Annotated in this window: 22 protein-coding genes and 1 pseudogene; 14 read left to right on the forward strand and 9 right to left on the reverse strand. The window is 70.7% G+C overall.

Features of this window, described 5'->3' with window-relative positions; all coding sequences use genetic code 11:
* Positions 1 to 7: 7 nt before the first annotated feature.
* Positions 8 to 385: an STAS domain-containing protein gene (locus tag ACFMQL_RS21785; RefSeq protein WP_364061113.1), complete on the forward strand. Its 378-nt coding sequence runs from the start codon at positions 8 to 10 to the stop codon at positions 383 to 385.
* Between the two features lie 100 nt (positions 386 to 485).
* Here the strand turns inward: ACFMQL_RS21785 and ACFMQL_RS21790 are convergent, their stop codons facing one another.
* The 3 genes from ACFMQL_RS21790 to ACFMQL_RS21800 all read right to left on the reverse strand — a co-directional run bounded on the left by ACFMQL_RS21790 (position 486) and on the right by ACFMQL_RS21800 (position 3,005).
* Positions 486 to 1,010, reverse strand: a complete 525-nt coding sequence (locus ACFMQL_RS21790) for a hypothetical protein (protein ID WP_378786807.1) — start codon at positions 1,008 to 1,010, stop codon at positions 486 to 488.
* A gap of 171 nt (positions 1,011 to 1,181) precedes the next feature.
* Positions 1,182 to 1,751 carry a nicotinamidase gene (locus ACFMQL_RS21795; protein ID WP_364061119.1) on the reverse strand — a complete coding sequence of 190 codons (570 nt, stop codon included), beginning with the start codon at positions 1,749 to 1,751 and terminating at the stop codon, positions 1,182 to 1,184.
* Positions 1,752 to 1,766: 15 nt separating this feature from the next.
* Positions 1,767 to 3,005: a nicotinate phosphoribosyltransferase gene (locus ACFMQL_RS21800; RefSeq protein WP_378786809.1), complete on the reverse strand. Its 1,239-nt coding sequence runs from the start codon at positions 3,003 to 3,005 to the stop codon at positions 1,767 to 1,769.
* 85 nt (positions 3,006 to 3,090) lie between these two features.
* Between ACFMQL_RS21800 and clpS the strand changes: the two genes are divergently transcribed.
* The 5 genes and pseudogenes from clpS to ACFMQL_RS21825 all read left to right on the forward strand — a co-directional run bounded on the left by clpS (position 3,091) and on the right by ACFMQL_RS21825 (position 5,851).
* Entirely contained in the window at positions 3,091 to 3,390 is a 300-nt protein-coding gene (clpS, locus tag ACFMQL_RS21805) for an ATP-dependent Clp protease adapter ClpS (protein ID WP_378786810.1), read from the forward strand.
* 97 nt (positions 3,391 to 3,487) lie between these two features.
* Positions 3,488 to 4,012, forward strand: a complete 525-nt coding sequence (locus ACFMQL_RS21810) for a DUF2017 domain-containing protein (RefSeq protein WP_364061128.1) — start codon at positions 3,488 to 3,490, stop codon at positions 4,010 to 4,012.
* 9 nt (positions 4,013 to 4,021) lie between these two features.
* The gene (locus tag ACFMQL_RS21815; protein WP_378786812.1) at positions 4,022 to 4,423 is read left to right on the forward strand and encodes a Mov34/MPN/PAD-1 family protein; all 402 of its coding nucleotides are present in this window, start codon (positions 4,022 to 4,024) and stop codon (positions 4,421 to 4,423) included.
* A 207-nt stretch (positions 4,424 to 4,630) separates the two neighbouring features.
* Entirely contained in the window at positions 4,631 to 4,903 is a 273-nt protein-coding gene (locus tag ACFMQL_RS21820) for a MoaD/ThiS family protein (RefSeq protein WP_364061134.1), read from the forward strand.
* A gap of 1 nt (position 4,904) precedes the next feature.
* Positions 4,905 to 5,851 (forward strand): annotated as a pseudogene (locus tag ACFMQL_RS21825) (PLP-dependent cysteine synthase family protein).
* A gap of 183 nt (positions 5,852 to 6,034) precedes the next feature.
* Here the strand turns inward: ACFMQL_RS21825 and ACFMQL_RS21830 are convergent.
* Both ACFMQL_RS21830 and ACFMQL_RS21835 read right to left on the reverse strand, forming a co-directional pair.
* Complete coding sequence (locus ACFMQL_RS21830) at positions 6,035 to 7,912, reverse strand: DUF3352 domain-containing protein (protein ID WP_364061140.1); 1,878 nt, start codon at positions 7,910 to 7,912, stop codon at positions 6,035 to 6,037.
* A gap of 84 nt (positions 7,913 to 7,996) precedes the next feature.
* Positions 7,997 to 8,323: a hypothetical protein gene (locus ACFMQL_RS21835; protein ID WP_364061143.1), complete on the reverse strand. Its 327-nt coding sequence runs from the start codon at positions 8,321 to 8,323 to the stop codon at positions 7,997 to 7,999.
* Between the two features lie 102 nt (positions 8,324 to 8,425).
* On the opposite strand from ACFMQL_RS21835, the gene ACFMQL_RS21840 reads away from it, so the two are divergent.
* The 3 genes from ACFMQL_RS21840 (at position 8,426) to ACFMQL_RS21850 (ending at position 10,939) form a co-directional block, all read left to right on the forward strand.
* Complete coding sequence (locus tag ACFMQL_RS21840; RefSeq protein ID WP_364061146.1) at positions 8,426 to 9,217, forward strand: thioesterase family protein; 792 nt, start codon at positions 8,426 to 8,428, stop codon at positions 9,215 to 9,217.
* Positions 9,218 to 9,365: 148 nt separating this feature from the next.
* Positions 9,366 to 10,190, forward strand: coding sequence for a glutamate racemase (gene murI, locus ACFMQL_RS21845; RefSeq protein WP_364061149.1), 825 nt, complete (start codon positions 9,366 to 9,368; stop codon positions 10,188 to 10,190).
* The gene (locus tag ACFMQL_RS21850; RefSeq protein WP_364061152.1) at positions 10,187 to 10,939 is read left to right on the forward strand and encodes an MBL fold metallo-hydrolase; all 753 of its coding nucleotides are present in this window, start codon (positions 10,187 to 10,189) and stop codon (positions 10,937 to 10,939) included. The genes murI and ACFMQL_RS21850 overlap by 4 nt, the downstream gene beginning before the upstream one ends.
* 186 nt (positions 10,940 to 11,125) lie before the next feature.
* Here ACFMQL_RS21850 and ACFMQL_RS21855 read toward each other — a convergent pair whose 3' ends face one another.
* Positions 11,126 to 12,367 carry an MFS transporter gene (locus ACFMQL_RS21855; protein WP_364061155.1) on the reverse strand — a complete coding sequence of 414 codons (1,242 nt, stop codon included), beginning with the start codon at positions 12,365 to 12,367 and terminating at the stop codon, positions 11,126 to 11,128.
* A gap of 68 nt (positions 12,368 to 12,435) precedes the next feature.
* On the opposite strand from ACFMQL_RS21855, the gene rph reads away from it, so the two are divergent.
* The 5 genes from rph (at position 12,436) to ACFMQL_RS21880 (ending at position 16,816) form a co-directional block, all read left to right on the forward strand.
* Positions 12,436 to 13,155: a ribonuclease PH gene (rph, locus tag ACFMQL_RS21860; protein WP_364061158.1), complete on the forward strand. Its 720-nt coding sequence runs from the start codon at positions 12,436 to 12,438 to the stop codon at positions 13,153 to 13,155.
* The gene (gene rdgB / locus ACFMQL_RS21865) at positions 13,152 to 13,742 is read left to right on the forward strand and encodes an RdgB/HAM1 family non-canonical purine NTP pyrophosphatase (protein ID WP_364061161.1); all 591 of its coding nucleotides are present in this window, start codon (positions 13,152 to 13,154) and stop codon (positions 13,740 to 13,742) included. Before rph ends, rdgB begins: the two co-directional genes overlap by 4 nt.
* A gap of 242 nt (positions 13,743 to 13,984) precedes the next feature.
* A complete protein-coding gene (locus ACFMQL_RS21870; protein WP_378786816.1) occupies positions 13,985 to 15,625 on the forward strand; it encodes a molybdopterin-dependent oxidoreductase in 1,641 nt (546 codons plus the stop codon).
* Between the two features lie 118 nt (positions 15,626 to 15,743).
* The gene (locus tag ACFMQL_RS21875) at positions 15,744 to 16,550 is read left to right on the forward strand and encodes a toxin glutamine deamidase domain-containing protein (RefSeq protein ID WP_364061167.1); all 807 of its coding nucleotides are present in this window, start codon (positions 15,744 to 15,746) and stop codon (positions 16,548 to 16,550) included.
* Entirely contained in the window at positions 16,547 to 16,816 is a 270-nt protein-coding gene (locus ACFMQL_RS21880; RefSeq protein ID WP_364061170.1) for a hypothetical protein, read from the forward strand. Before ACFMQL_RS21875 ends, ACFMQL_RS21880 begins: the two co-directional genes overlap by 4 nt.
* A gap of 101 nt (positions 16,817 to 16,917) precedes the next feature.
* Here ACFMQL_RS21880 and ACFMQL_RS21885 read toward each other — a convergent pair whose 3' ends face one another.
* The 3 genes from ACFMQL_RS21885 to ACFMQL_RS21895 are packed head-to-tail and all read right to left on the reverse strand — an operon-like array spanning position 16,918 to position 20,157.
* Positions 16,918 to 18,153 carry an FtsX-like permease family protein gene (locus ACFMQL_RS21885; RefSeq protein WP_378786817.1) on the reverse strand — a complete coding sequence of 412 codons (1,236 nt, stop codon included), beginning with the start codon at positions 18,151 to 18,153 and terminating at the stop codon, positions 16,918 to 16,920.
* A complete protein-coding gene (locus ACFMQL_RS21890; RefSeq protein WP_378786819.1) occupies positions 18,102 to 19,403 on the reverse strand; it encodes an FtsX-like permease family protein in 1,302 nt (433 codons plus the stop codon). Before ACFMQL_RS21890 ends, ACFMQL_RS21885 begins: the two co-directional genes overlap by 52 nt.
* 1 nt (position 19,404) lies before the next feature.
* Positions 19,405 to 20,157 carry an ABC transporter ATP-binding protein gene (locus ACFMQL_RS21895; RefSeq protein ID WP_364061176.1) on the reverse strand — a complete coding sequence of 251 codons (753 nt, stop codon included), beginning with the start codon at positions 20,155 to 20,157 and terminating at the stop codon, positions 19,405 to 19,407.
* Between the last annotated feature and the right edge of the window lie 88 nt (positions 20,158 to 20,245).

Below are 20,245 nucleotides of genomic sequence, written 5' to 3' on the forward strand. Positions count from 1 at the left end.
TTTGCCCATGTCGTCTGAGGCCACCGGAAAGCCGACGCTCACCGTCACCTCTGGCCTCTCTCGAAACGCGATCATCATCAAGCTCGAAGGCGAACTCGACGTCAACGCGTTGCCGATCTTTCAGGAGCACATCCAGCGCATCTGGGAGCTGCCTCCCAAGCCCTTTCTCATCCTCGACCTCGGCGAGGTCTCGTTCTGCGACTCCATGGGCATGAACGAGCTCGTCCACCTCATGCAGCGCTGCGAGGCACAGGGCACCCGGCTGCTGCTCGGCGGGGTGCAGGGGGTCATGGCGCGGGTGTTGTCGATCACCGGGCTGCGGCACGCGTTCGAGGTGTTCGCCCGGTTCGACGACGCGATGCGGCTGGCCGTCACCCACGCCTGACCGGCAGGGCGCCGGCTTGCTCGACCCTGGCCACGCGTGAGCGGCAGGGCGCCGGCTCACTCGGCCCCGGCCGCGTGCCGCCGGCCGTGACGCCCCCGGCTCATGTGGCGGGGATCGGGCGGCCGCTGTGGCCGTCGACCGGGGTCACGCCGGGCTTGAAGTGCAGCGGCACCGCCAGCGACGCCGTGCCGCCGCGCACGTGCACCGGCCGCGTGTAGGCGTGGCGCGACGGGTGGCGGCAGGCGCGCGGGGGCGCGTACACCCAGATCATGAGCTGCTTGCCGCGGGGGAGCAGGACCACCTCGGCACTGCCGCACTCGCCGGAGACCGCCGGCCAGGTCAGCACCAGATGCCGGCCCACCTCGGCGGAGGCGGGAACGGGCTCGTGCGCCCGGCAGGGCGGAGTGGCGGGCGGCCGGGCGGCGACGGCGCCGGTCGCGGGCGCCGTGCCCGCGTGCGCCGGGGCGGGCGGCGGGCGCAGCGCGCTCATCGCGATGGTGCCGGCCTCAAGCAGAGCCAGCGTCACGACGGCCGCCGTGCGGTCGGCCCAGGTGCCCCTGAGCAGTAACCACAGGGCGAGCGGCCCGAGAACGAGCCAGGCCACGCCGAGTGACACAGGCAGCATGGAGAACCTCCCACCGCTAGGAAGAGTGATCACTCTCCGTGGTACTCCTGCTTCGGAGCGTGGTCCGTTCTCCTCGATATCACATGACCGCAGCGTTGCAAACCGTATACGTTGGGTGAACGTGTACGGCCGCGCGCCTGAGCGGCCCGGTGCCGGTGCCGGGGCCGGGGCTCAGCGCACGACGGGGGTGCCCTCGAGGGTGACGCCGGCCTGCTTCATCTCCGCCAGCGCCGCCTCGGTCGTCTCGGGCGCCACGCCGGCCGTCAGGTCCAGCAGCACCCGCACGGTAAGGCCGTGCTCGGCCGCGTCGAGCGCGGTGGCGCGGACGCAGTGGTCGGTGGCGATGCCCACCACGTCCACCTCCGTCACGCCGCGGTCGGTCAGCCACCGCACCAGCGGCACGCCGTCCTCGGAGAGACCCTCGAAGCCGCTGTAGGCGGCCTCATAGGCCCCCTTGCTGAAGACCTCCTCCACCCGGGAGGCGTCGAACGCGGGATGGAACTCGGCGCCCGGCGTGCCGGCCACGCAGTGGGCGGGCCAGCTCGCGGCGTAGTCGGGGGTCTCGGCGAAGTGGTCGCCGGGGTCGATGTGGTGGTCGCGGGTGGCCACAACGTGGTCGTAGGGGTTCTCGGCCACGTGGCGGGAGATCGCCGCGGCCACCTCCGACCCGCCGGCCACGGCCAGGCTGCCGCCTTCGCAGAAGTCGTTCTGCACATCGACGACGATCAACGCGGTGCCCATAGATAGCACGATACGTCAGGCGAATTCGGTGGGAATCGCCGCATACCCCCGGCCGAGCTGGAGTGCCTCCTGGGGGAGCGTGGCGACGGCCGCGGCGTGGCGCTCGCGGGCGGCGGACAGGGGTTCGCGCCCGACGATCTCGCCGTCGCGCACCAGCTCGTGCAGCAGCGGCACGCCGCCCTCGGGGACGAGCCCGCCGGTGGTGATCAGCTCGGTCTCGGCGTGGCCGGACTCGTTGAGCAGCCGGTACGCGTTCTTGCGCCCGCCGCGCGACGGCTTGCCCACCGACCGCTTGGCCACGGCCTCCAGCTTGCCCGTCGCCGTCTCCCTGGCCACCAGCTTGTAGACCAGGGCCGCCGTGGGCACGCCGGAGCCGGTCACCAGCGAGGTGCCGACGCCGTAGCCGTCCACGGGGGCGGCGGCGAGCGCGGCGATGGCGTACTCGTCGAGGTCGGAGGTGACGATGATGCGGGTGTCGAACGCGCCCAGCGAGTCGAGCAGCTCGCGCACCTCCTGGGCGGCCGCGGCCAGGTCGCCCGAGTCGATGCGGACCGCGCCCAGCTTGTTTCCGGCGACCTCGACGGCCGTGCGCACGGCCTCGGCCACGTCGTAGGTGTCCACCAGCAGCGTCGTCTCGGGCCCGAGCGAGGCGATCTGGGCCTCGAACGCCGCCTGCTCCGAGTCGTGCAGCAGCGTGAACGCGTGGGCCGCCGTGCCCGCCGTGGGCACGCCGTACATCTTCCCCGCCATCAGGTTGGATGTGGAGGCGAACCCGGCGATGTAGGCGGCCCGCGCGGCGGCCACCGCGGAGTGCTCGTGCGTACGCCGCGAGCCCATCTCGATGATCGGCCGCTTGCCCGCCGCGTTGGTCATGCGCGAGGCGGCGGAGGCGATGGCGCAGTCGTGGTTGAGTATCGACAGCGTGAGCGTCTCCAGCAGCACGGCCTCGGCGAACGTGCCCTCCACGACCATGATCGGGGAGGCGGGGAAGTAGAGATCGCCCTCCCGATAGCCGTAGATGTTGCCGGAAAACCGGTAATCGGCGAGAAACGCCAGGGTCTCCTCGTTGACGATGTTGTGCTCACGCAGAAAGGTGAGTTCATTGTCACCGAAACGGAAGTTCTCCAGCTCGTCGAGGACGCGCCCCGTTCCGGCGACGACCCCGTATCGCCGCCCACCGGGGAGATGGCGGGCGAACACCTCGAAAACCGCCCGCCGGTGCGCGGCACCGCTGCGCAGGGCGGCCTGCAACATTGTCAGCTCATAGTGATCTGTGAGCAACGCAGTGCTCATGGTCATTCTCACGACTCGAAGACTACGGCCCAGATAGGGCAGACTCATGGATGTGGGTAGCACCGCTCCAATCGCCGTTGAGCGTCCGTCATCGGACGTCCGGCCCGATCTGCCTTGGGTGACCATCGTCTGGAACGACCCCGTCAACCTCATGTCCTACGTGACCTATGTCTTCCAAACGGTCTTCGGCTACACCCGCGAAAAGGCCGAGAAGCTGATGCTCGACGTGCACCACAAGGGCAAGGCCGTCGTGTCCAGCGGCACGCGCGAGGAGATGGAAAGAGATGTGCAGATTCTCCACTCCTACGGCCTGTGGGCGACGCTCCAGCCGGACTCGGTCAAGTGAGACCCGGCCAAGTGAGACGCGGCCAAGTGAGACCCGGCCAAGTCAGACCCGGTCGAGTGGGACGCGCGGGTCGCGGCACTACCAGGAAGAGGCACAGGTGAGTTCGGGGTTCTCGCGGGGGAAGGACGGCGGGGTCGTCGCCGAGTTCGAGGCGGCGGAGGTCTCGCTGCTGCGCTCGCTGGTCTCCATGATGCTCGGCATCGTCTCGCCGGGGCAGACCAGCGACGACCCGCTGGAGCGCGCGCTCGGCATCGGCGACAGCACGGCGCCGTCCGACCCCGTGCTCGCCCGGCTGTTCCCGTCGGCGTACGAGGACGAGAAGGACGCCGCCGAGTTCCGCCGCTACACCGAGGCGACGCTGCGCGACGGCAAGCGGGCCGACGCCCAGACCGTGCACGACACCGCGCGGCCGGGCCGCGCCGAGCTGTCGGCCGAGGAGGCGCAGGCGTGGCTGCGCTCGCTCAACGACCTGCGCCTGACGCTCGGCACCAAGCTCGACGTGACCGAGGAGGTCCACGACGAGATCGCCGTGATGTCGGAGGACGACCCCCGCTACCCGGCGTACGTCACCTACGACTGGCTGACCTACCTCCAGGACAGCCTGGTCCGGGCGCTCTGGTAACTTCCGGGCATGCTGTCGATCTCGCAGGAACTGGCTGACAAGATCGTCGCGCATGCCCGCGCCGATCACCCGGACGAGGCGTGCGGCGTCATCGCGGGCCGTAACGGCGTGCCCGAGCGCTTCATCCCGATGCAGAACGCCGAACGCTCGCCCACCTTCTACCGCTTCGACTCGATGGAGCAGTTCCGGGTGTGGAAGGAGATGGACGAGCGCGACGAGGAGCCGGTCGTCATCTACCACTCCCACACGGCCACCGAGGCGTACCCGTCGCGCACCGACGTCTCCTACGCCTCCGAGCCGAACGCCCACTACGTCCTGGTCTCCACGCGGGACGAGAACGAGGTGGAGTTCCGCTCCTTCCGGATCCTCGATGGGGAGATCACCGAGGAAGAGGTAAGGTTTCTCCCATGATGGTCAGGCCGGTGCAGAGCTTCCTGTTCGCACACACTCCTGCCGTCGTCGTCTACGACTGTCCGGCCGGAGACCCGCTGGTCTCGCGCCCGTAGGACGTCTCTGTCCGGCGAGCGGCGCAGCCGGCGTACGAGCCCATGGAATCCGCACCACTCCATCGGCGTTGCTGCCGATGGGACGACGACTGACCTGAGGAGACTGACCGCGATGGCCATCGAGGTTCGCATCCCGACCATCCTGCGTAACTACACCGACGGCGCGAAGGCCGTGAGCGCCGAGGGCGCCACGCTCGAAGAGCTGATCAGTGATCTCGAGTCCCGCCACCCCGGCATCAAGGAGCGGCTGGTCGACGACGGCAGCCTGCGCCGCTTCGTCAACGTCTACCTGAACGACGAGGACGTCCGCTTCCTCGGCGGCCTCGGCACCCCGCTGTCCGACGGCGACACGGTGACCGTCCTGCCTGCCGTGGCCGGCGGGTGACATGCGTTTCGACTCGCTGATCGACTCGGTCGGCCGCACCCCGCTGGTCGGCCTGCCCAGGCTGTCGCCCTCGGGTGAGGTGCGCATCTGGGCCAAGCTGGAGGATCGCAACCCGACCGGGTCGATCAAGGACAGACCGGCCCTGTGGATGATCCAGCAGGCCGAGAAGGACGGGCTGCTCACGCCGGGCTGCACCATCCTTGAGCCGACCAGCGGCAACACCGGCATCTCGCTGGCCATGTCGGCCAAGCTCAAGGGCTACAGGCTGATCTGCGTGATGCCGGAGAACACCTCCGAGGAGCGCCGCCAGCTCCTGCGCATGTGGGGCGCGGAGATCATCTCCTCGCCCGCCGCCGGCGGCTCCAACGAGGCCGTGCGGGTGGCCAAGGAGCTGGCCGCGAAGAACCCGTCGTGGGTGATGCTCTACCAGTACGGCAACCCGGCCAACTGGCGCTCACACTACGAGACCACCGGCCCGGAGATCCTTGCGGACCTGCCGACGGTCACCCACTTCGTGGCGGGTCTCGGCACCACCGGCACCCTCATGGGCGTCGGGCGCTACCTGCGCGAACACGTGCCCGGCGTGCAGATCGTGGCCGCCGAGCCGCGCTACGGCGAGCTGGTCTACGGCCTGCGCAACGTCGACGAGGGCTTCATCCCCGAGCTCTACGACGAGTCCGTGCTGACCACCCGCTTCTCGGTCGGCTCGGCCGACGCGCTGCGGCGCACGCGCGAGCTGCTGGCCTCCGAGGGCATCTTCGCCGGCGTCTCCACCGGGGCCGCGCTGCACGCGGCGCTGGGGGTGGCCAAGAAGGCGGTCAAGGCGGGGAGCGGGCCGACATCGTGTTCGTGGTGGCCGACGGCGGGTGGAAGTACCTGTCGACGGGCGCGTACGAGGGGACGCTCGAAGAGGCCGAAGAACGCCTCGAAGGCCAGCTCTGGGCCTGACCCGCGGGCTTCGAGTCCCAGGCGGGCTCCGGGTCCCAGGCGGGCTCCGGGTCCCAGGCGGGCTCCTGGGCGTGGTGTGACCGGCGGGCCCCGCGCGGCCCTCGCTCACCGGTGGGTCATGAGAACGGCAGGCGGCCGGCCCCTGTGCAAGGGCCGGCCGCCTTTCGCGTGTTCGGAAAGCCGTCAGTTGAACAGCAGCCGCATCGAGAAGTTCGCCTCGGTGTCGGTCTGGCTGCCGCTCACGCCGACGGCCCGCAGCACCTCGGCGTTGGCCTTGTCGTCACCCTGCATCGACTGGAGGTAGAGGTTCTCGATCTTGTCGAGGTCGACGAAGATGGCGAAGTTGGCGTCGTCGGCGTTCGGGATGGCCGTCTGGAACGTCTCCGACTCGCCCAGCGTTCCCTCGGTGGCCAGCTTCTTGGCGTAGTCGTCGGTGGTCGCGACGGTGAAGACGCCGTCCCCGGCGACCTTGGCGATCTGCGGGGCGGGCTGGCCGTTCTGCGCGAACGCGTTCAGCACCTTGTCCACGATCGCTTGCGCCTTGGCCGCGTCGGTGGTGACGCGCACGCCGCCCTTGATCTGGTCGGTGTTCAGGCCCTCGCTGTCGACGGCGACGGTGAAGTTCTGGCCGAGCACGGTGGCGAGGTCGGCGGGCAGGTTCAGGCCGAACCGGGTCTTGAACTGCTGCAGCATCTGCGAGACCTGGGCGTTGCCCGCGGCCGTGGCCTGCTTTTCGATCTCGGCCCACTGCTTGGTGACCATCTGGTCGAGGCCGGAGATCGAGATGGCGCCCGCCGTGGTGTCGGGGAGCGTGCCGATGTTCGCCTTGGGCAGGTCGCCGTCCGGGGCCATGCCCTTGGCGCCGCGTACGACGCCGGCGAGCTCGACGTAGGCGCTGTCGAAGCGCAGGGCGCCGGCGAACCTGGCGTTCTTGATCGCTTCGATCGACGCGACCTGATCGGCGGGGATCTCCTTCTTGGCGAGGTCGATGATGCCGCTCATGGAGGCCCAGAACGACAGCACGCCCTGCTCGCCGACCGCGCCCATGTCCTCGCTGAACTCGGCGTTGTCCGTCAGGCTGCCCTCGGCCTCGGCGTACTTGGTGGCGAGGTCCTGGGACTCGGTGATCAGCGCGTAGTCGTCACGGAAGGCGATGCCGTACTTGTCGTCCTCCATGAGCTTGGCGATGCCGGCCTTGGCGGCCTCCTGGTCCGTGACCTGGACGGCCACCGCGATGTCGGGCTCGTCCTTGCCGGACGGGACGGCGGCGACGCCGATGCGGCTGCCCAGCCAGGGGTCCACGTCCTTGGCGAAGTCGGCCTTGGCGCTGCCGTCCTCGTTGAGGAGGTCGAACAGGGCCTTGCGCGGGTCTTCGCCGGAGAAGGCGTCCTTGGTCGCGGAGAACTTCCTGGCGATCTGGAAGAGCGCCACCTTCTGGTTCGCGGCCGGGTCGAGGTCGAAGCGGGCGTAGGCGATGGAGTTCGCGGGCAGGACGTCGCTCGGCTGGGCGCCACCGCCGCCGAGCGCGCCGACGGCCCACACCGCGCCGCCGCCGAGGAGGACGACGGCCACCGCCGCCGCCACCGCGATGATCCAGCTCTTGCGGCCCTTCTTCGCGGGCTCGGCCGGGCCGAAGCCCTCAGGGCCCTGCTGTTGCCAGCCGCCTTGCTGCCAGCCCTGCTGCTCCTGCTGCCAGCCGCCCTGCTGGTACTGCTGCTGGGGTTGCTGCTGCCAGCCCTGCTGCGCGGGCTGCTGCTGCCAACCTTGCTGCTGCTGCCAGCCGCCCTGCGCCTGCTGGCCGCCGTACGGCTGCTGCGGGCCCTGCGGGGGCTGCGGCTGGCCGTACTGGGGGTTGTAGGGGGGCTGCTGCTGGCCGTAGGCCCCCTGATGCCCGTAAGCACCCTGCCCCTGTGCGGACTGCTGGCCGTAAGGCTGCTGGGGAGGGTAGGGCTGCCCCGGATACTGCGCCGTCGGCTGGTTCTCCGGCTGCTGCCCCTGGTTCCAGTTGTACGCCGTGGTCCGGTCAGGATCCTGGCCATAGGGGGGATTGTTAGCAGACATCACTCAACTCACAATGTGGACTTTTGACCACAGAGAAGGTAGCTGATGTTGCTAGACGTGCGCTTGCAATGTACTGAAGTCGGATTAGACCCGATTCAGCTCATTTCGCAGGACGCCGATGTGCACCTCCCCGCCTCCGTAGTCGACGACGTTCTCCCACGGCACGAAGGTGCAGCCGGCGTAGACGATGCGGGCCAGCAGGCGGGACAGCCAGGACGACCTGCCCTGGCGTTCGCGGGTGAGGCCGAGCAGGAACGGCGCGCGCACGCTGGAGACCACCAGACCGTAGACGGTGTGGCTCTTCTGGAGCTCGCCCTTGTGCTTGACCACGCGGATGTCCACCACGAAACCGACCCACACCCCGTTGGAGTCCCAAACGGACTGTCCGATGAGTTCGGTGACACTAGCCATGATCAAACGGTGTCAGCCGAATCACATTTTCGCAGGTAGGCGCGCTGATGGGCGAATGCTCTAGCATGTCTAGAACATAGTTCGGACGTGAGGCGGGAGCGGATGACGAAGTTCGACGAGGCCACGCAGGCGATCAAGGTCGATGATCACACCTATGACGTCTGTCTCGATCCCGGATATGCGATCGGCGGGCCGCTCAACGGCGGCTACCTGATGGCGACGATCCTGCGGGCGGCGGTGGACGCCTCGCCGTTCGAGCATCCGGTGAGCACGACGGCGCAGTTCCACAGGGCGCCCGTGGCGGGTCCCGCCCAGGTGATCGTGGAGCCGCTGAAGGCGGGCAAGACGGTCGCGTTCGCCCGCGCGAGCCTGGTGCAGGACGGCGTGACGCAGATCGAGGGCCTGATCACCACGGCCACACTGCACGACGTCGAGCCGATTTATGCCGATAAACCGGCTTACGAGATGCCGCCGATCGAGGAGTGCGTCAAGCTCCCCGACCCCAAGCCCGAGTCGAACATGACCTTCAACGCCCAGATCGAGCTGGTCTTCGACCCGCCCACGATCGGCTGGCTGCACGGCAGGCCCACCGGCCGCCCCGAGTCCCGCGCGTACTTCAGGATGGCCGAGCCGCAGGACCCCGACCCGTACGTGCTGGCGCTGGCCGTGGACGCGCTGCCGCCCGTCGTCTTCTCCTCCGGAGCCCGCGGCTGGGCCCCCACCGTGGACCTCACCTGGCACCTGCGCGCCCTGCCCGCCCCCGGCTGGCTCACGCTGCTCGGCAGCGGCCGGCTGGTCGCCGACGGCTGGTTCGACGAGGAGGTCGAGGTGCGCGACTCCACCGGCCGCCTGGTCGCCCAGTCACGCCAGCTCGCCCGCGTCGGCCGGGGCTGACGGACGCGGCTCAAGGCGGAGCCGATCGCATGTTCACAGGACCGATGGTCGCACTGTGACCAAGGCAACACCGCGACATGCTCATGGGTCACCGGTGTGAGGATTCTTACGCAGTGCTGATCGGCGCAGGTCGCCTACCCTCGAGAACGTGCCGGACGCGAGTATTGGGATCTTCGATAGCGGGGTGGGCGGCCTGACGGTCGCGCGAGCGATCATCGATCAGCTCCCCCACGAGTCCATCACCTACGTGGCCGACACGGCGCGGCAGCCGTACGGGCCGAAGCCCATCGCGGAGCTTCGGGCGTACGCGCTGGAGGTCATGGACCACCTGGTCGAGCAGCACGTCAAGATGCTCGTGATCGCGTGCAACAGCGCGAGCGCCGCCGTGCTGCGCGACGCGCGCGAGCGTTATGACGTCCCCGTCGTCGAAGTGATCATGCCGGCCACCCGCCGCGCGGTGCGCGCCACCCGCAACGGCAAGGTCGGCGTGATCGCCACCAGGGCGACGATCGAGTCCATGGCCTACCACGACGCCTTCACCGCCGCCCCTGATGTGGAGCTCACCGGCGTGGCCGCCCCGCGCCTCGTGGAGTACGTCGAGCGCGGCGAGACGATGAGCGACGAGCTGATCGAGGTCGTGCGCGAGTACCTGCAGCCCATCAGGGCCGCCGGATGCGACACGCTCATCCTCGGCTGCACCCACTACCCGCTGCTCACCGGCGCCATCTCCTACGTCGCCGGCGAGGGCGTCACGCTCATCTCCAGCGCCGACGAGACGGCCAAGGACGTCTACCGGATCCTGCACGACCGCGGTCTGGCGGCAGGAAGCGACGCCACCCCCCGGCACCGTTTCCGCGCCACTGGCGACTCCCTGCTCTTCGCCCGGCTCGGGCGGCGTTTCCTGGGGCCGGAGATCGATGCGGTCGAAGTCGCACCAGTGGGGGGTACGACCTTCAACGGGAGGCCCACATGAAGGTGACCATCGTCGGATGCTCGGGCAGCTACCCCGGGCCCGACAGTCCCGCGTCCTGCTACCTCCTCGAGGCCGACGGGTTCAGGATGGTGCTCGACCTCGGCAGCGGCTCGCTGGGCGCGCTGCAGCGCCACATCGGCCTGTACGACGTGGACGCGATCTGCCTGTCCCACCTGCACGCCGACCACTGCCTCGACATCTGCGGCTACCACGTGGCCAGGACGTACGGGCCGAACGCGCCGTACCCCATCGTCCCCGTCTACGCCCCGGCCGACGCGCCCAGGCGGCTGGCGGGCGCGTACGGCATGCCTGACGAGCCCGCGCTGGAGACGGCCTTCGAGTTCGTCCCGCTGCGCCCCGGCTCGTTCGAGATCGGGCCGTTCACGCTGACCGCCGGCCTGGTCAACCACCCGGTCGAGGCGTACGGCTTCCGCGTCACCGACGGCCGCAGGAGCATCGCCTACTCCGGCGACACCGGCGAGTCGCAGGAGCTGGTCAAGCTGGCGGCGGGCACCGACCTGCTGCTGTGCGAGGCGTCGTTCGTCGAGCGCCCCAACCTGCCTCCCGGCCTGCACCTGACCGGACGTCAGGCGGCCGAGCACGCGGCCAAGGCGGGCGTGGGCCGGCTCGTGCTGACGCATCTCGTGCCGTGGAACGACCAGGCGACCGTGCTGGAGGAGGCGTCCACCGGCGGTTACGCGGGGCCGGTCGAGCTCGCCCGCAGCGGCGCCGTCTACGACCTGTCCTGACCGCCGCCGCGGCGCCTTTCACGGCGTCCGCCACAGCATCTGACACAGCGTCCGGCCCAGTGTCCGGCACAGCATCTGACACAGCGTCCGGCCCAGCGTCTGACACAGCGTCCGGCCCAGCGTCTGACACAGAATCTGACACAGAATCTGACACTGGGCCGCCCGCCATGGCCGCCTCCGCGCGCGTCACTGGCGGGGCTGCGCCTCGGCGAAATCGCGCATGCGCGGCAGCGGTGAGAACAGCAACGGCACGAACGCCACCGCCCGGCCCAGCATGAGCAGCCACAGCGCCTCCCGCACCCCGATCTGCTGCGCCACCAGGCCGCCGAGCAGCGCGCCGAGCGGCATCACGCCCCAGGTCACGAACCGCACCGACGCGTTCACCCGGCCGAGCAGGTGGTCGGGCGTGACGGTCTGGCGGTAGGTGCTCTGGCCGACGTTCGACATGGTGGCGGCCCACGAGATCATCATCGACGCGAGCGCGAAGCAGATCACCCGCCAGTCGGCCTGCGTCATCGGCAGCAGCAGCCCGAACGGCGCCCCGATGGCGGTGGCCAGCATGGTCGCCCTGGCGGTGCCGAGGCGCCGCATCAGCCACCCGCCGGTCAGCCCGCCGAGCACCCCGCCGATGCCGCCGGACATGAGTAATGCCCCGATAGCGCCCGGGGCCAGCTTGACCGTCTCGGCGAGGAACAGCACCGACAGGCCCAGCACGCCGCTCACGCACAGATTCCCGAGCGCGGACGAGGCACTGAAGGCCCGCATCAGGCGGTCCTGCCACACGTACGCCACGCCTTCCTTGATGTCCCGCCGCATCGGGCCGCGTTCCGCCTTCTCGATCGGCGGCTTGTCCGGCACCTTCACCGTGGACAGGAAGAGCACTGACGCGAGCGCCCCGAGAGCGGTGGTCAGGACCGTCCGGGGCGCGCCGAGTAACTGCACCAGCGCGCCGCCGACGCCCGGGCCCGCGAGGAACGCGCCCGACCGCACCGTCTCGAGCTTCGCGTTGCCGTCACCGAGCTGCGTGGTGCTGACCAGGTTGGGCAGGTACGTCGAATCCGCCACGTCGTTGAACACCTGGGCCACGCCCGCCAACAGGGCCACCACCAACAGCATCTCGATGCTGAGCAGCTCGAGGCCGGCCGCCAGCGGGATGCTGCCGAGCAGCACGAATCGTGCGAGGTCGGAGGCCATCATCACCCGACGTTTGCGCATCCTGTCGACCCACACCCCCGCGGGCAGGCCGAGCAGGAGGAACGCCACCGTCTGCAGCGACGACAGCAGACCGACCTGCGCCGGACCGGCGTGCAGCGTCACCACCGCCACGAGCGGCAGCGCCACACGCGAAATATTCGCTCCGAGTTCGTTCGCGGCGTGCGAACCGAGGAACCGGAGAAAGTCAGGGTTTCGCAACACCCCCGTTGTCATTGCGTCAGGATCTATGTGATGGACACATTTGGTCAAGCGTGTGGTGGCACGGAGATAGGGTGATCTGTATGTCCCGACAGGATGGCCGCAACCCTGACCAGCTCCGTCCCATTACCATCACCAGGCAATGGCTCGCCCATGCCGAAGGATCAGTGCTGGTCGAATTCGGCGGCACCAGGGTGTTGTGCGCGGCGTCCGTGCAGGACAGCGTGCCTCGCTGGCGCCGGGGGAGCGGCCAGGGCTGGGTTACGGCCGAATACGCGATGCTGCCCAGAGCGACCAATACACGTAACGATCGTGAATCGGTTCGGGGAAAAATCGGTGGACGTACTCACGAGATTTCCCGGCTGATCGGCCGATCGCTGCGTGCCTGCGTCGATTACAAAGCGTTGGGGGAGAACTCCGTACTGCTCGACTGCGACGTGCTCCAGGCCGACGGCGGCACGCGAACGGCCGCCATCACCGGTGCCTACGTCGCGCTCGCCGACGCGGTCGAGTGGATGCGCCAGCGCGGCATGTGCCCCGGCGAGCCGCTCATCAACTCCGTCTCGGCCGTCTCCGTCGGCGTGGTCGGCACCGTCCCCATGCTCGACCTCTGCTACACCGAGGACGTCGCCGCCGAGACCGACATGAACGTCGTGATGACCGGCGACGGCCGCTTCGTCGAGGTGCAGGGCACCGCCGAGGGCACGCCGTTCGACCGCGACGTGCTCAACAAGCTTCTCGACCTCGCCGTGACCGGCTGCGCGGAGCTGACGCGGCTGCAGCAGGAGGCACTCGCTTCATGAAGATCGTGCTGGCGACCCGCAACAAGGGCAAGATCGCGGAGCTCCGGCGCATCCTCGACGGATTCGACATCGTCGGGCTCGAAGAGTTCCCCTCGATCGGCGAGGTCGCCGAGACCGGGGTCACGTTCGAGGAGAACGCCCTCATCAAGGCGCACGCCGTGGCCAAGGCGTCCGGGCTGCCCGCCGTCGCCGACGACTCGGGGCTCTGCGTCGACGTGCTCAACGGCATGCCCGGCGTCTTCTCCGCCCGCTGGGCCGGCCGCCACGGCGACGACCGCGCCAACCTGGAGCTGCTGCTCGCCCAGGTCGCCGACGTGCCCGCCGACAAGCTGACCGCCCACTTCGCCTGCGCCGCCGCGCTGGCCCTCCCGTCCGGCGAGGAACGCGTCGCCACCGGCACGCTGCCCGGGCGGCTGGTCAAGACGCCGAGGGGGACCAACGGGTTCGGCTACGACCCGATCCTCGTGCCCGACGGCGAAGAGCGCACCACCGCCGAGATGGCGCCCGAGGAGAAGGACGCGATCAGCCACCGCGGGCGCGCCTTCCGCGCCCTCGCCCCGATCGTCCGCGACTTGCTCACCCCCTGACCGTCTGAGGGCTTCACGCCTCCCCGGGCCGCGGCGTCAGTGGCCGGCATCCGCTCAGTGCGCATGTGAGGGCGTTCACGGCCCGGCCGGGGTCCCGGTGTACGCGCCTGGTGCGCAATGGCTTCAGCGGGGCGTGTGGTGCCTCCTGGGCGGTCTCCAGGGCGGCTCCGGCGGCAGAGATGCGGGGCATACGTAACCATCGCGTAAGAAACCTGCGGGGTCGGCGGGCGTAGCGTCGGAGCGTGAGCAAATCGAGCGTTCCCGCCTGGGCGGGCGGGCTTGCGGGGCTGGTGTCAGGAGGCGTGGCCCTCGGGGTCGCGCGGCTCGTGGCCGGGGTCGTCGGGCCTTCGTCGTTCCCCGTGGTGGCGGTGGGGGACACCGCCATCGACGCCGCGCCGGCGCCGCTGAAGGACTTCGCCATCCGGACCTTCGGTGAGAACGACAAGGCCGTGCTGGTCGGTGGCGTGCTGGTGGTGCTGGCCGTGGTCGCGGCGGTCATCGGGGTGTCGGCCAGACGCAGGCCGAGCCTGGGGATCGCGGGGTTCGCGGTGTTCGGGGTGCTCGGGGCGCTGGCCGTGCTCACCCGGCCCGGCACCGGGGCCGTGGATCTGCTGCCCACCGTCCTCGGCACGCTGGCCGGTGCGTGGACCCTGCGGTGGTTGCTGGGCCGTGCCACCACCCTCGTCCCTGCGTGGGCTCCCGAGCGTGCGCCCCAGCCCGCTGCGGTGCACGGCGGAGCCGCGGACGACCGGCACGAAGTGCCCGCTGACGAGCCTGAGCGGCCGGCGGTGATGCGGCCGGGCGGGGCGGTGGCCGAGTTCGATCGGCGGCGGCTGCTGACCGGCGTCGCCGGGGGCGTGGTCGTGGCGGGCGCCGCGACGGTCCTGGGTCAGCAGCTCGGCGGGCGGCAGGCGGTGGACGCCGCCAGGGCCGACGTGGCGCTGCCCAGGCCCACGACCCCGGCCAGGCCGCTTCCCGCGGGCGTGGACTTCAAGATCCCGGGCCTGTCGCCGTTCGTCACGCCCAACAGGGACTTCTACCGCGTGGACACCGCCATCGTCGTCCCCCAGGTGAACCCGAACGAGTGGACGCTGCGCATCCACGGCCTGGTGGACCGCCCGATCGAGCTGACCTACGCCGACCTGCTGGGGCGCCCGCTCACCGAGGCGGACGTCACCCTGACCTGCGTCTCCAACGAGGTGGGCGGCCCGTACGTCGGCAACGCCCGCTGGCTCGGCGTGCGCATGGCCGACGTGCTGCGCGAGGCGGGCCTGCGTTCGGACGCCGACATGCTGCTGTCCACCTCCGTCGACGGCTTCACCTGCGGCACCCCGGTGGACGTCGTCATGGACGGCCGCGACGCGCTGTTCGCGATCGCGATGAACGGCGAGCCGCTCCCGGTCGATCACGGTTTCCCGGTACGGCAGGTGGTACCCGGCCTGTACGGCTACGTCTCGGCGACCAAGTGGGTCGTGGACATCAAGGTGACGAGGTTCGACGCCGACGTGGCGTACTGGACGCCGCGCGGCTGGGCGGAGAAGGGCCCGATCAAGACCCAGTCGCGCATCGACGTGCCCGGCTCAGGCGACAAGGTGAAGGCGGGCCGCACCACGATCGCCGGGGTGGCCTGGGCGCAGCACACCGGCATCGACGCGGTCGAGGTGCGGGTGGACGGCGGCCAGTGGCGGGTGGCGAAGCTCGCCGAGGTGCCGGGACCGGACACCTGGCGGCAGTGGTCGATCGACTGGGACGCGACTCCGGGCGAGCACACCATCCAGGTACGCGCGACCGACGCGGCCGGGCGTACGCAGACCGAGCAGCCCGCCCCTCCGGCCCCCGACGGCGCCACCGGCTATCACACGATCACCGTGCGCGTGAGCTGACGTATGCGGCGTTTGCCCAGGTAGATGCCCTGGCTCTTGCGGGGAATCTCGCCGACTTCGCCCCCTTGTCACCGCGCCGCCTCTACGATCGTCGTCGAAGCATGACAGGAGGCAGGCCGTGTTCCGCGAGCACAAGCCGAGTGTCCGGTGGGTCCTTCCAGATGGCCGATACAACCCCGTCGTCGCCGACGGGATGCGGTGGCTCGACTACGAGCACGCCGCCGAGACCGATGCCGACTCCGCATCCGCCGCCGCGCCATCGGACGAGCTTCTGCCCGCGACGGCCGCGCAGCCCTCTGGCGGCGGCGACTGGTTCGACGGCCCGCACCGGCCGCCCAGGCTGGCCGACAGCCGCCCCTACGGCGTGCCCGGCGGGCTCGCGCACCCCGACCCGCAGGTGGAGCGGGACCTCGCGGAGGCGGTGCGCGGCTGCGTACGCTTCCCCGACCCGCGCGGCACGTGGGTGCGCCTGGTCAACGGCGGCGGCCCGGCCGACGACCCCTTCAGGGCGTCCAACGCCGCCGACTGCGCGCTGGCGGTGCTGTCCACCTGGCACGGCGAGCCCGCGGCGGCCGCGCCCCGGCTGCCCGAGTACGACCGGATAGGCCGCCCGGTGCTGACCGGCGAGCAGGGCAGCGTGGCGCGGATCGAGCGCTGGGTCGGCCACCGCCTGCAGTACGCCGGGCAGGGCAGGCACGCCTACCCGATGATCGCCCACCGGCTCGCCGAGGCCGGTCACGGGGCGAGCGCCGTGATCGTGGTGCGCTGGCCGGGCGGCGGCAGCCACGCGTGGAACGCGGTCAACTTCGAGGGTGAGGTGATCTGGATCGACGCGCAGCGGGGCCACATGTCGGTCGAGCCGCCGTACCGGACGGTGACCGGGGTGTTCTGCGTGATCCTCGACAGGCAGGGACGGCCGCGATGAACCTGGAGCAGGCCAGAGCGCTGGCGGAGGAGTACTTCAACGGGGTCCGCCCGCCGGAGGAGGCGGTGCCCGTGGGCGTCTACGGCTTCGAGGGCGGTTACGTCGGGTGGGTGCGCGACCTGGAGCCCGACGACCCGGTCTGTCTGCCGGATACGGCCGGTGCGGGGTGCATCGTGATCGATCGGGCGACGGGCGAGGTGGTGGTGCGGCCGCTGCTCGACGTGGAGACGGTGGCCGAGCTCTGGCCCGGCCCGACCCCGCGCTGAACGCTCCCGTACGCGCGAAGCCGGGCGCCGCCCCCATGAGGCGCCCGACCTGCGCGTTCCCTCCTATCCGCTTTTTCTGGATTTATTCACAGATGTCGGATTCAGTCGGCCGCCAGCGATCCCACGATGGACGCCCGGGCCGCCCGCCGCGCCGGAAGGACGGCCGCCAGCACCCCCGCCACCCCGGACAGCGCCACGAACACCACGACCTGCGCGACGGGCACCACATAGCGCGAGTCCGGCAGCAGCGCCCGCATCGCCACCCACCCGTAGACGAGCCCGAGCGCGACGCCCACCAGCGCCCCGATCAGCCCGAGCAGCAGCGCCTCCACCGACAGCATCCGGCGTAGTTGCGCCCGGGTCAGGCCGAGGGCACGCAGCAGGGCGGACTCACGGGTACGTTCGTGCACCGACAGCGACAGGGTGTTCGCGATGCCGAGCAGCGAGATGAGGATGGCCAGCCCGAGCAGCCCCATCATGATCATCACGAGCATGTCGAGCGTCTCGTCGAACTGCCCGCGCACCTCCGTCGCGCTGTTGACGTGCACGTTCGGGTAGGGCGCGGCGGCGGCGTCCACTACCGCGCGGGCCCGCTCCGCGGGCACGCCGTCCTTGATCGAGACCAGCACCTGCGCATCGGGCACCGCGCCGAAGTAGGCGTCGAACGCCCGCTCGGGCACCGTGACCGCGGGCAGCACGGTCTGGTCGCCGTCGACCAGCGCGACCACCGTCAAAGAGACCGTGCCCGCCCGCTCGGTCGCCAGCTCAGCGGTGCCGCCGAGCCGCAGCCCGAGCCGGGCCGCCGTGCGCTCGTCCACGGCCACCTGACCGGCCGCGAACCCGTCCAGCGACCCGGCCGTCACATACGGCTCCACGCGCCCGCTGAAGGTCCCCACCTGCTGCGTCCTGCCGCCGAAGACGGCCGTGACCCGGCGGACCTGCGCCACCGAGTCAAGCTCGGGCCGCCCGCGCAGCTCCTCGCCGACCGAGCGCGGGATGACCGACTCGTGCTCCTGGTCGACCAGCACGTAGTCGATGGGGAACTGCTCGTCCAGCTTGGCCGTCATGGTCAGCCGGGTCGAGGCGCTGACCACGGAGATGAGCGTCATCAGCGTCACCCCGATCGTCAGCGCGACCGTGGTGGTGGCCGCCCGCCTGGGGTTGCGGGCCGCGTTGTCCACCGCGAGCCGCCCCGGCACCCCGAACAGCCGGCGCGGCAGCAGGCCCACGACCGCGCTCAGCGGCCCGACCAGCACGGGCCCGAGTATCAGCACCGCGAGGAACGTCAGCGCGCCCCCTGCCATGACGACGACCAGCGCGGCGTCTCCTGGTGGCATCCGGAACGCGCCCACGCCGCTCGTGCCGGCCCCGCCAGCAGGAAGAGCGCCGCGAACAGGACGCGCACCTTCCCGGTGCGGAACGCCTGCTCCTCGGGCTCGCTGCGCAGCGCGGCGATCGGCGCCACGCGGGTCGCCGCCCTGGCGGGCAGCACGGCCGCGCACACCGTGACCGTCACGCCCACGCCGAGCGCGACGCCGACGGTGACAGGGGAGAGCGAGACGGCCGCGTCGGTGGGCAGCGGGACGTCGAACGCGCCGAGCACGGTCAGCGTGAGCGTGGCCAGGCCGTACCCGGCGGCGAGGCCGGCGAGCGAGGCGAGCAGGCCCACGACGGCCGACTCCAGCAGCACCTGGCCGAACACCTGCCGGCGCGTCGCCCCGATGCAGCGCAGCAGCGCCATCTCGCGGGTGCGCTGGGCGACGAGGATGGTGAAGGTGTTGTAGATGACGAGCGCGGCCACCAGCATCGCGACGACGCCGAACAGCAGCAGGCCCACCGTGACCACCCGCCGCTCCACGCCCGCCTGCTCAGCGAGCCGGTCGGCCAGCTCCGCGCCGGTCATGACCTGGTAGGAGCCCCCGGCCGCCGCCGCGACGGCCTGCTCGAGCCCGGGGCCCGAGCCCTTGACGTCGATCTCGGCGTACCCCTTGGCGCCGGTCATGCGCCGCGCCATCTCCGGGGTGAAGCCGACCGCGCCGGTGAAGGCGAGCTGCTGGTCGAGTCCCACGTCGATGAGGCCGACGAGGCGGAAGTCGTGCCGCCGCTTGCGGGAGTCGAGCACAGTGATCATGTCGCCGAGCCGCAGGCCCTGGGCCTTGGCGGTGTTCTCGTCCAGCACGGCCGCGCTGTCATCGGTGCCGGGGCCGGTGCCCGCGACCACGTCGGTGCGATCGAGCGGGCCGGTGACGACCGAGACGGCGGTGGTGGGCGCGTTGCCGGCGGTCTTGCCGTTCTTGCCGAGCACGGGCGCGCTGCCGCGGATGAGCCCCTGTGCCTCGGTGACGCCGGGCAGCCTCCTGATCCGGTCGAGGAGGTCGGCGGGCAGCGGCTCGTCCTGGCTCTTGGCGAGCACGGCGACGTCCACCTTGCCGGCGTTGGCGGTCACCCGCTGGGCGAAGCCCGCCTCGATGGTGTCGTTCAGCACGAACGTGCCCGCGATGAAGCCCACTCCCAGCAGGATCGCGAGCGACGTGAGCATGAGTCTCAGCCGGTGCGCGCGCAGCCCGGCCAGCGTGGTCTTCAGCACCTCACGCCTCCAGCCGGACGAGCGTGTCCAGCACGGACTGCGGCGTCGGGGCGGTGACCTCGGTCACCAGCTCGCCGTCGCGCAGGAACACCACGCGGTCGGCGTACGAGGCCGCCACGGGGTCGTGGGTGACCATGACGATCGTCTGGCCCAGCTCGCGTACGGACGAGCGCAGGAACGCCAGCACCTCCGCGCCGCTGCGCGAGTCCAGGTTCCCGGTCGGCTCGTCCGCGAAGATCACCTGGGGCTTGCTCATCAACGCCCTGGCCACCGCCACCCGCTGCTGCTGCCCGCCGGACAGTTGCGCGGGCCGGTGCGAGAGCCGCTCGCGCAGCCCGACGGTGTCGATGACCCGCTCGAACAGCGCCTCGTCGGCCTGGCGGCTCGCGATGTCCAGCGGCAGCCGGATGTTCTGCTCGGCGGTCAGCGTGGGCAGCAGGTTGAACGCCTGGAAGATGAAGCCGATCCGCTCGCGGCGCAGCAGCGTGAGCTGCCGGTCGCTCAGCCCCGTCAGCTCGACGTCGCCGATGTGCACGGTGCCGGACGTGGCCGCGTCGAGCCCGGCCAGGCAGTGCATCAGCGTCGACTTGCCGGACCCCGACGGGCCCATGATCGCGGTGAACGCCCCCGTTTCGAAGGACACGGTGACCCCGCGCAGGGCGTGGACCCGGGCGTCGCCCTCGCCGTACACCTTGGTCAGTTCGGTTGCCACCACGGCGGCGGGCGCGCGCCGCCGGGTCTCGGTGAGCGTCACGTTCACTCCTCGATCGCAGGTCACGGATGCCGAACGCGACCAACGCTAGGAGCGGAAAAGTCCCGTCTCGTGGGCCTTGAGGAGGGAT

It is taken from the genome of Nonomuraea fastidiosa, assembly GCF_042751225.1.
In the GTDB taxonomy this organism is placed as follows: Bacteria; Actinomycetota; Actinomycetes; order Streptosporangiales; family Streptosporangiaceae; genus Nonomuraea; species Nonomuraea fastidiosa.

Excerpts from the sequence above, each read along its gene's own strand:
- ACFMQL_RS21880 (WP_364061170.1), top strand. The coding sequence starts at position 16,547 with ATGAACCTGGAGCAGGCCAGAGCGCTGGCGGAGGAGTACTTCAACGGG.
- ACFMQL_RS21820 (WP_364061134.1), top strand. The coding sequence starts at position 4,631 with ATGGCCATCGAGGTTCGCATCCCGACCATCCTGCGTAACTACACCGAC.
- ACFMQL_RS21800 (WP_378786809.1), bottom strand. The coding sequence starts at position 3,005 with ATGTTGCAGGCCGCCCTGCGCAGCGGTGCCGCGCACCGGCGGGCGGTT.
- ACFMQL_RS21835 (WP_364061143.1), bottom strand. The coding sequence starts at position 8,323 with ATGGCTAGTGTCACCGAACTCATCGGACAGTCCGTTTGGGACTCCAAC.
- ACFMQL_RS21790 (WP_378786807.1), bottom strand. The coding sequence starts at position 1,010 with ATGCTGCCTGTGTCACTCGGCGTGGCCTGGCTCGTTCTCGGGCCGCTC.
- ACFMQL_RS21815 (WP_378786812.1), top strand. The coding sequence starts at position 4,022 with ATGCTGTCGATCTCGCAGGAACTGGCTGACAAGATCGTCGCGCATGCC.
- ACFMQL_RS21840 (WP_364061146.1), top strand. The coding sequence starts at position 8,426 with ATGACGAAGTTCGACGAGGCCACGCAGGCGATCAAGGTCGATGATCAC.
- ACFMQL_RS21795 (WP_364061119.1), bottom strand. The coding sequence starts at position 1,751 with ATGGGCACCGCGTTGATCGTCGTCGATGTGCAGAACGACTTCTGCGAA.
- ACFMQL_RS21830 (WP_364061140.1), bottom strand. The coding sequence starts at position 7,912 with ATGTCTGCTAACAATCCCCCCTATGGCCAGGATCCTGACCGGACCACG.
- ACFMQL_RS21885 (WP_378786817.1), bottom strand. The coding sequence starts at position 18,153 with ATGCCACCAGGAGACGCCGCGCTGGTCGTCGTCATGGCAGGGGGCGCG.
- rdgB (WP_364061161.1), top strand. The coding sequence starts at position 13,152 with ATGAAGATCGTGCTGGCGACCCGCAACAAGGGCAAGATCGCGGAGCTC.
- clpS (WP_378786810.1), top strand. The coding sequence starts at position 3,091 with ATGGATGTGGGTAGCACCGCTCCAATCGCCGTTGAGCGTCCGTCATCG.
- rph (WP_364061158.1), top strand. The coding sequence starts at position 12,436 with ATGTCCCGACAGGATGGCCGCAACCCTGACCAGCTCCGTCCCATTACC.
- ACFMQL_RS21855 (WP_364061155.1), bottom strand. The coding sequence starts at position 12,367 with ATGACAACGGGGGTGTTGCGAAACCCTGACTTTCTCCGGTTCCTCGGT.
- ACFMQL_RS21850 (WP_364061152.1), top strand. The coding sequence starts at position 10,187 with ATGAAGGTGACCATCGTCGGATGCTCGGGCAGCTACCCCGGGCCCGAC.
- ACFMQL_RS21785 (WP_364061113.1), top strand. The coding sequence starts at position 8 with ATGTCGTCTGAGGCCACCGGAAAGCCGACGCTCACCGTCACCTCTGGC.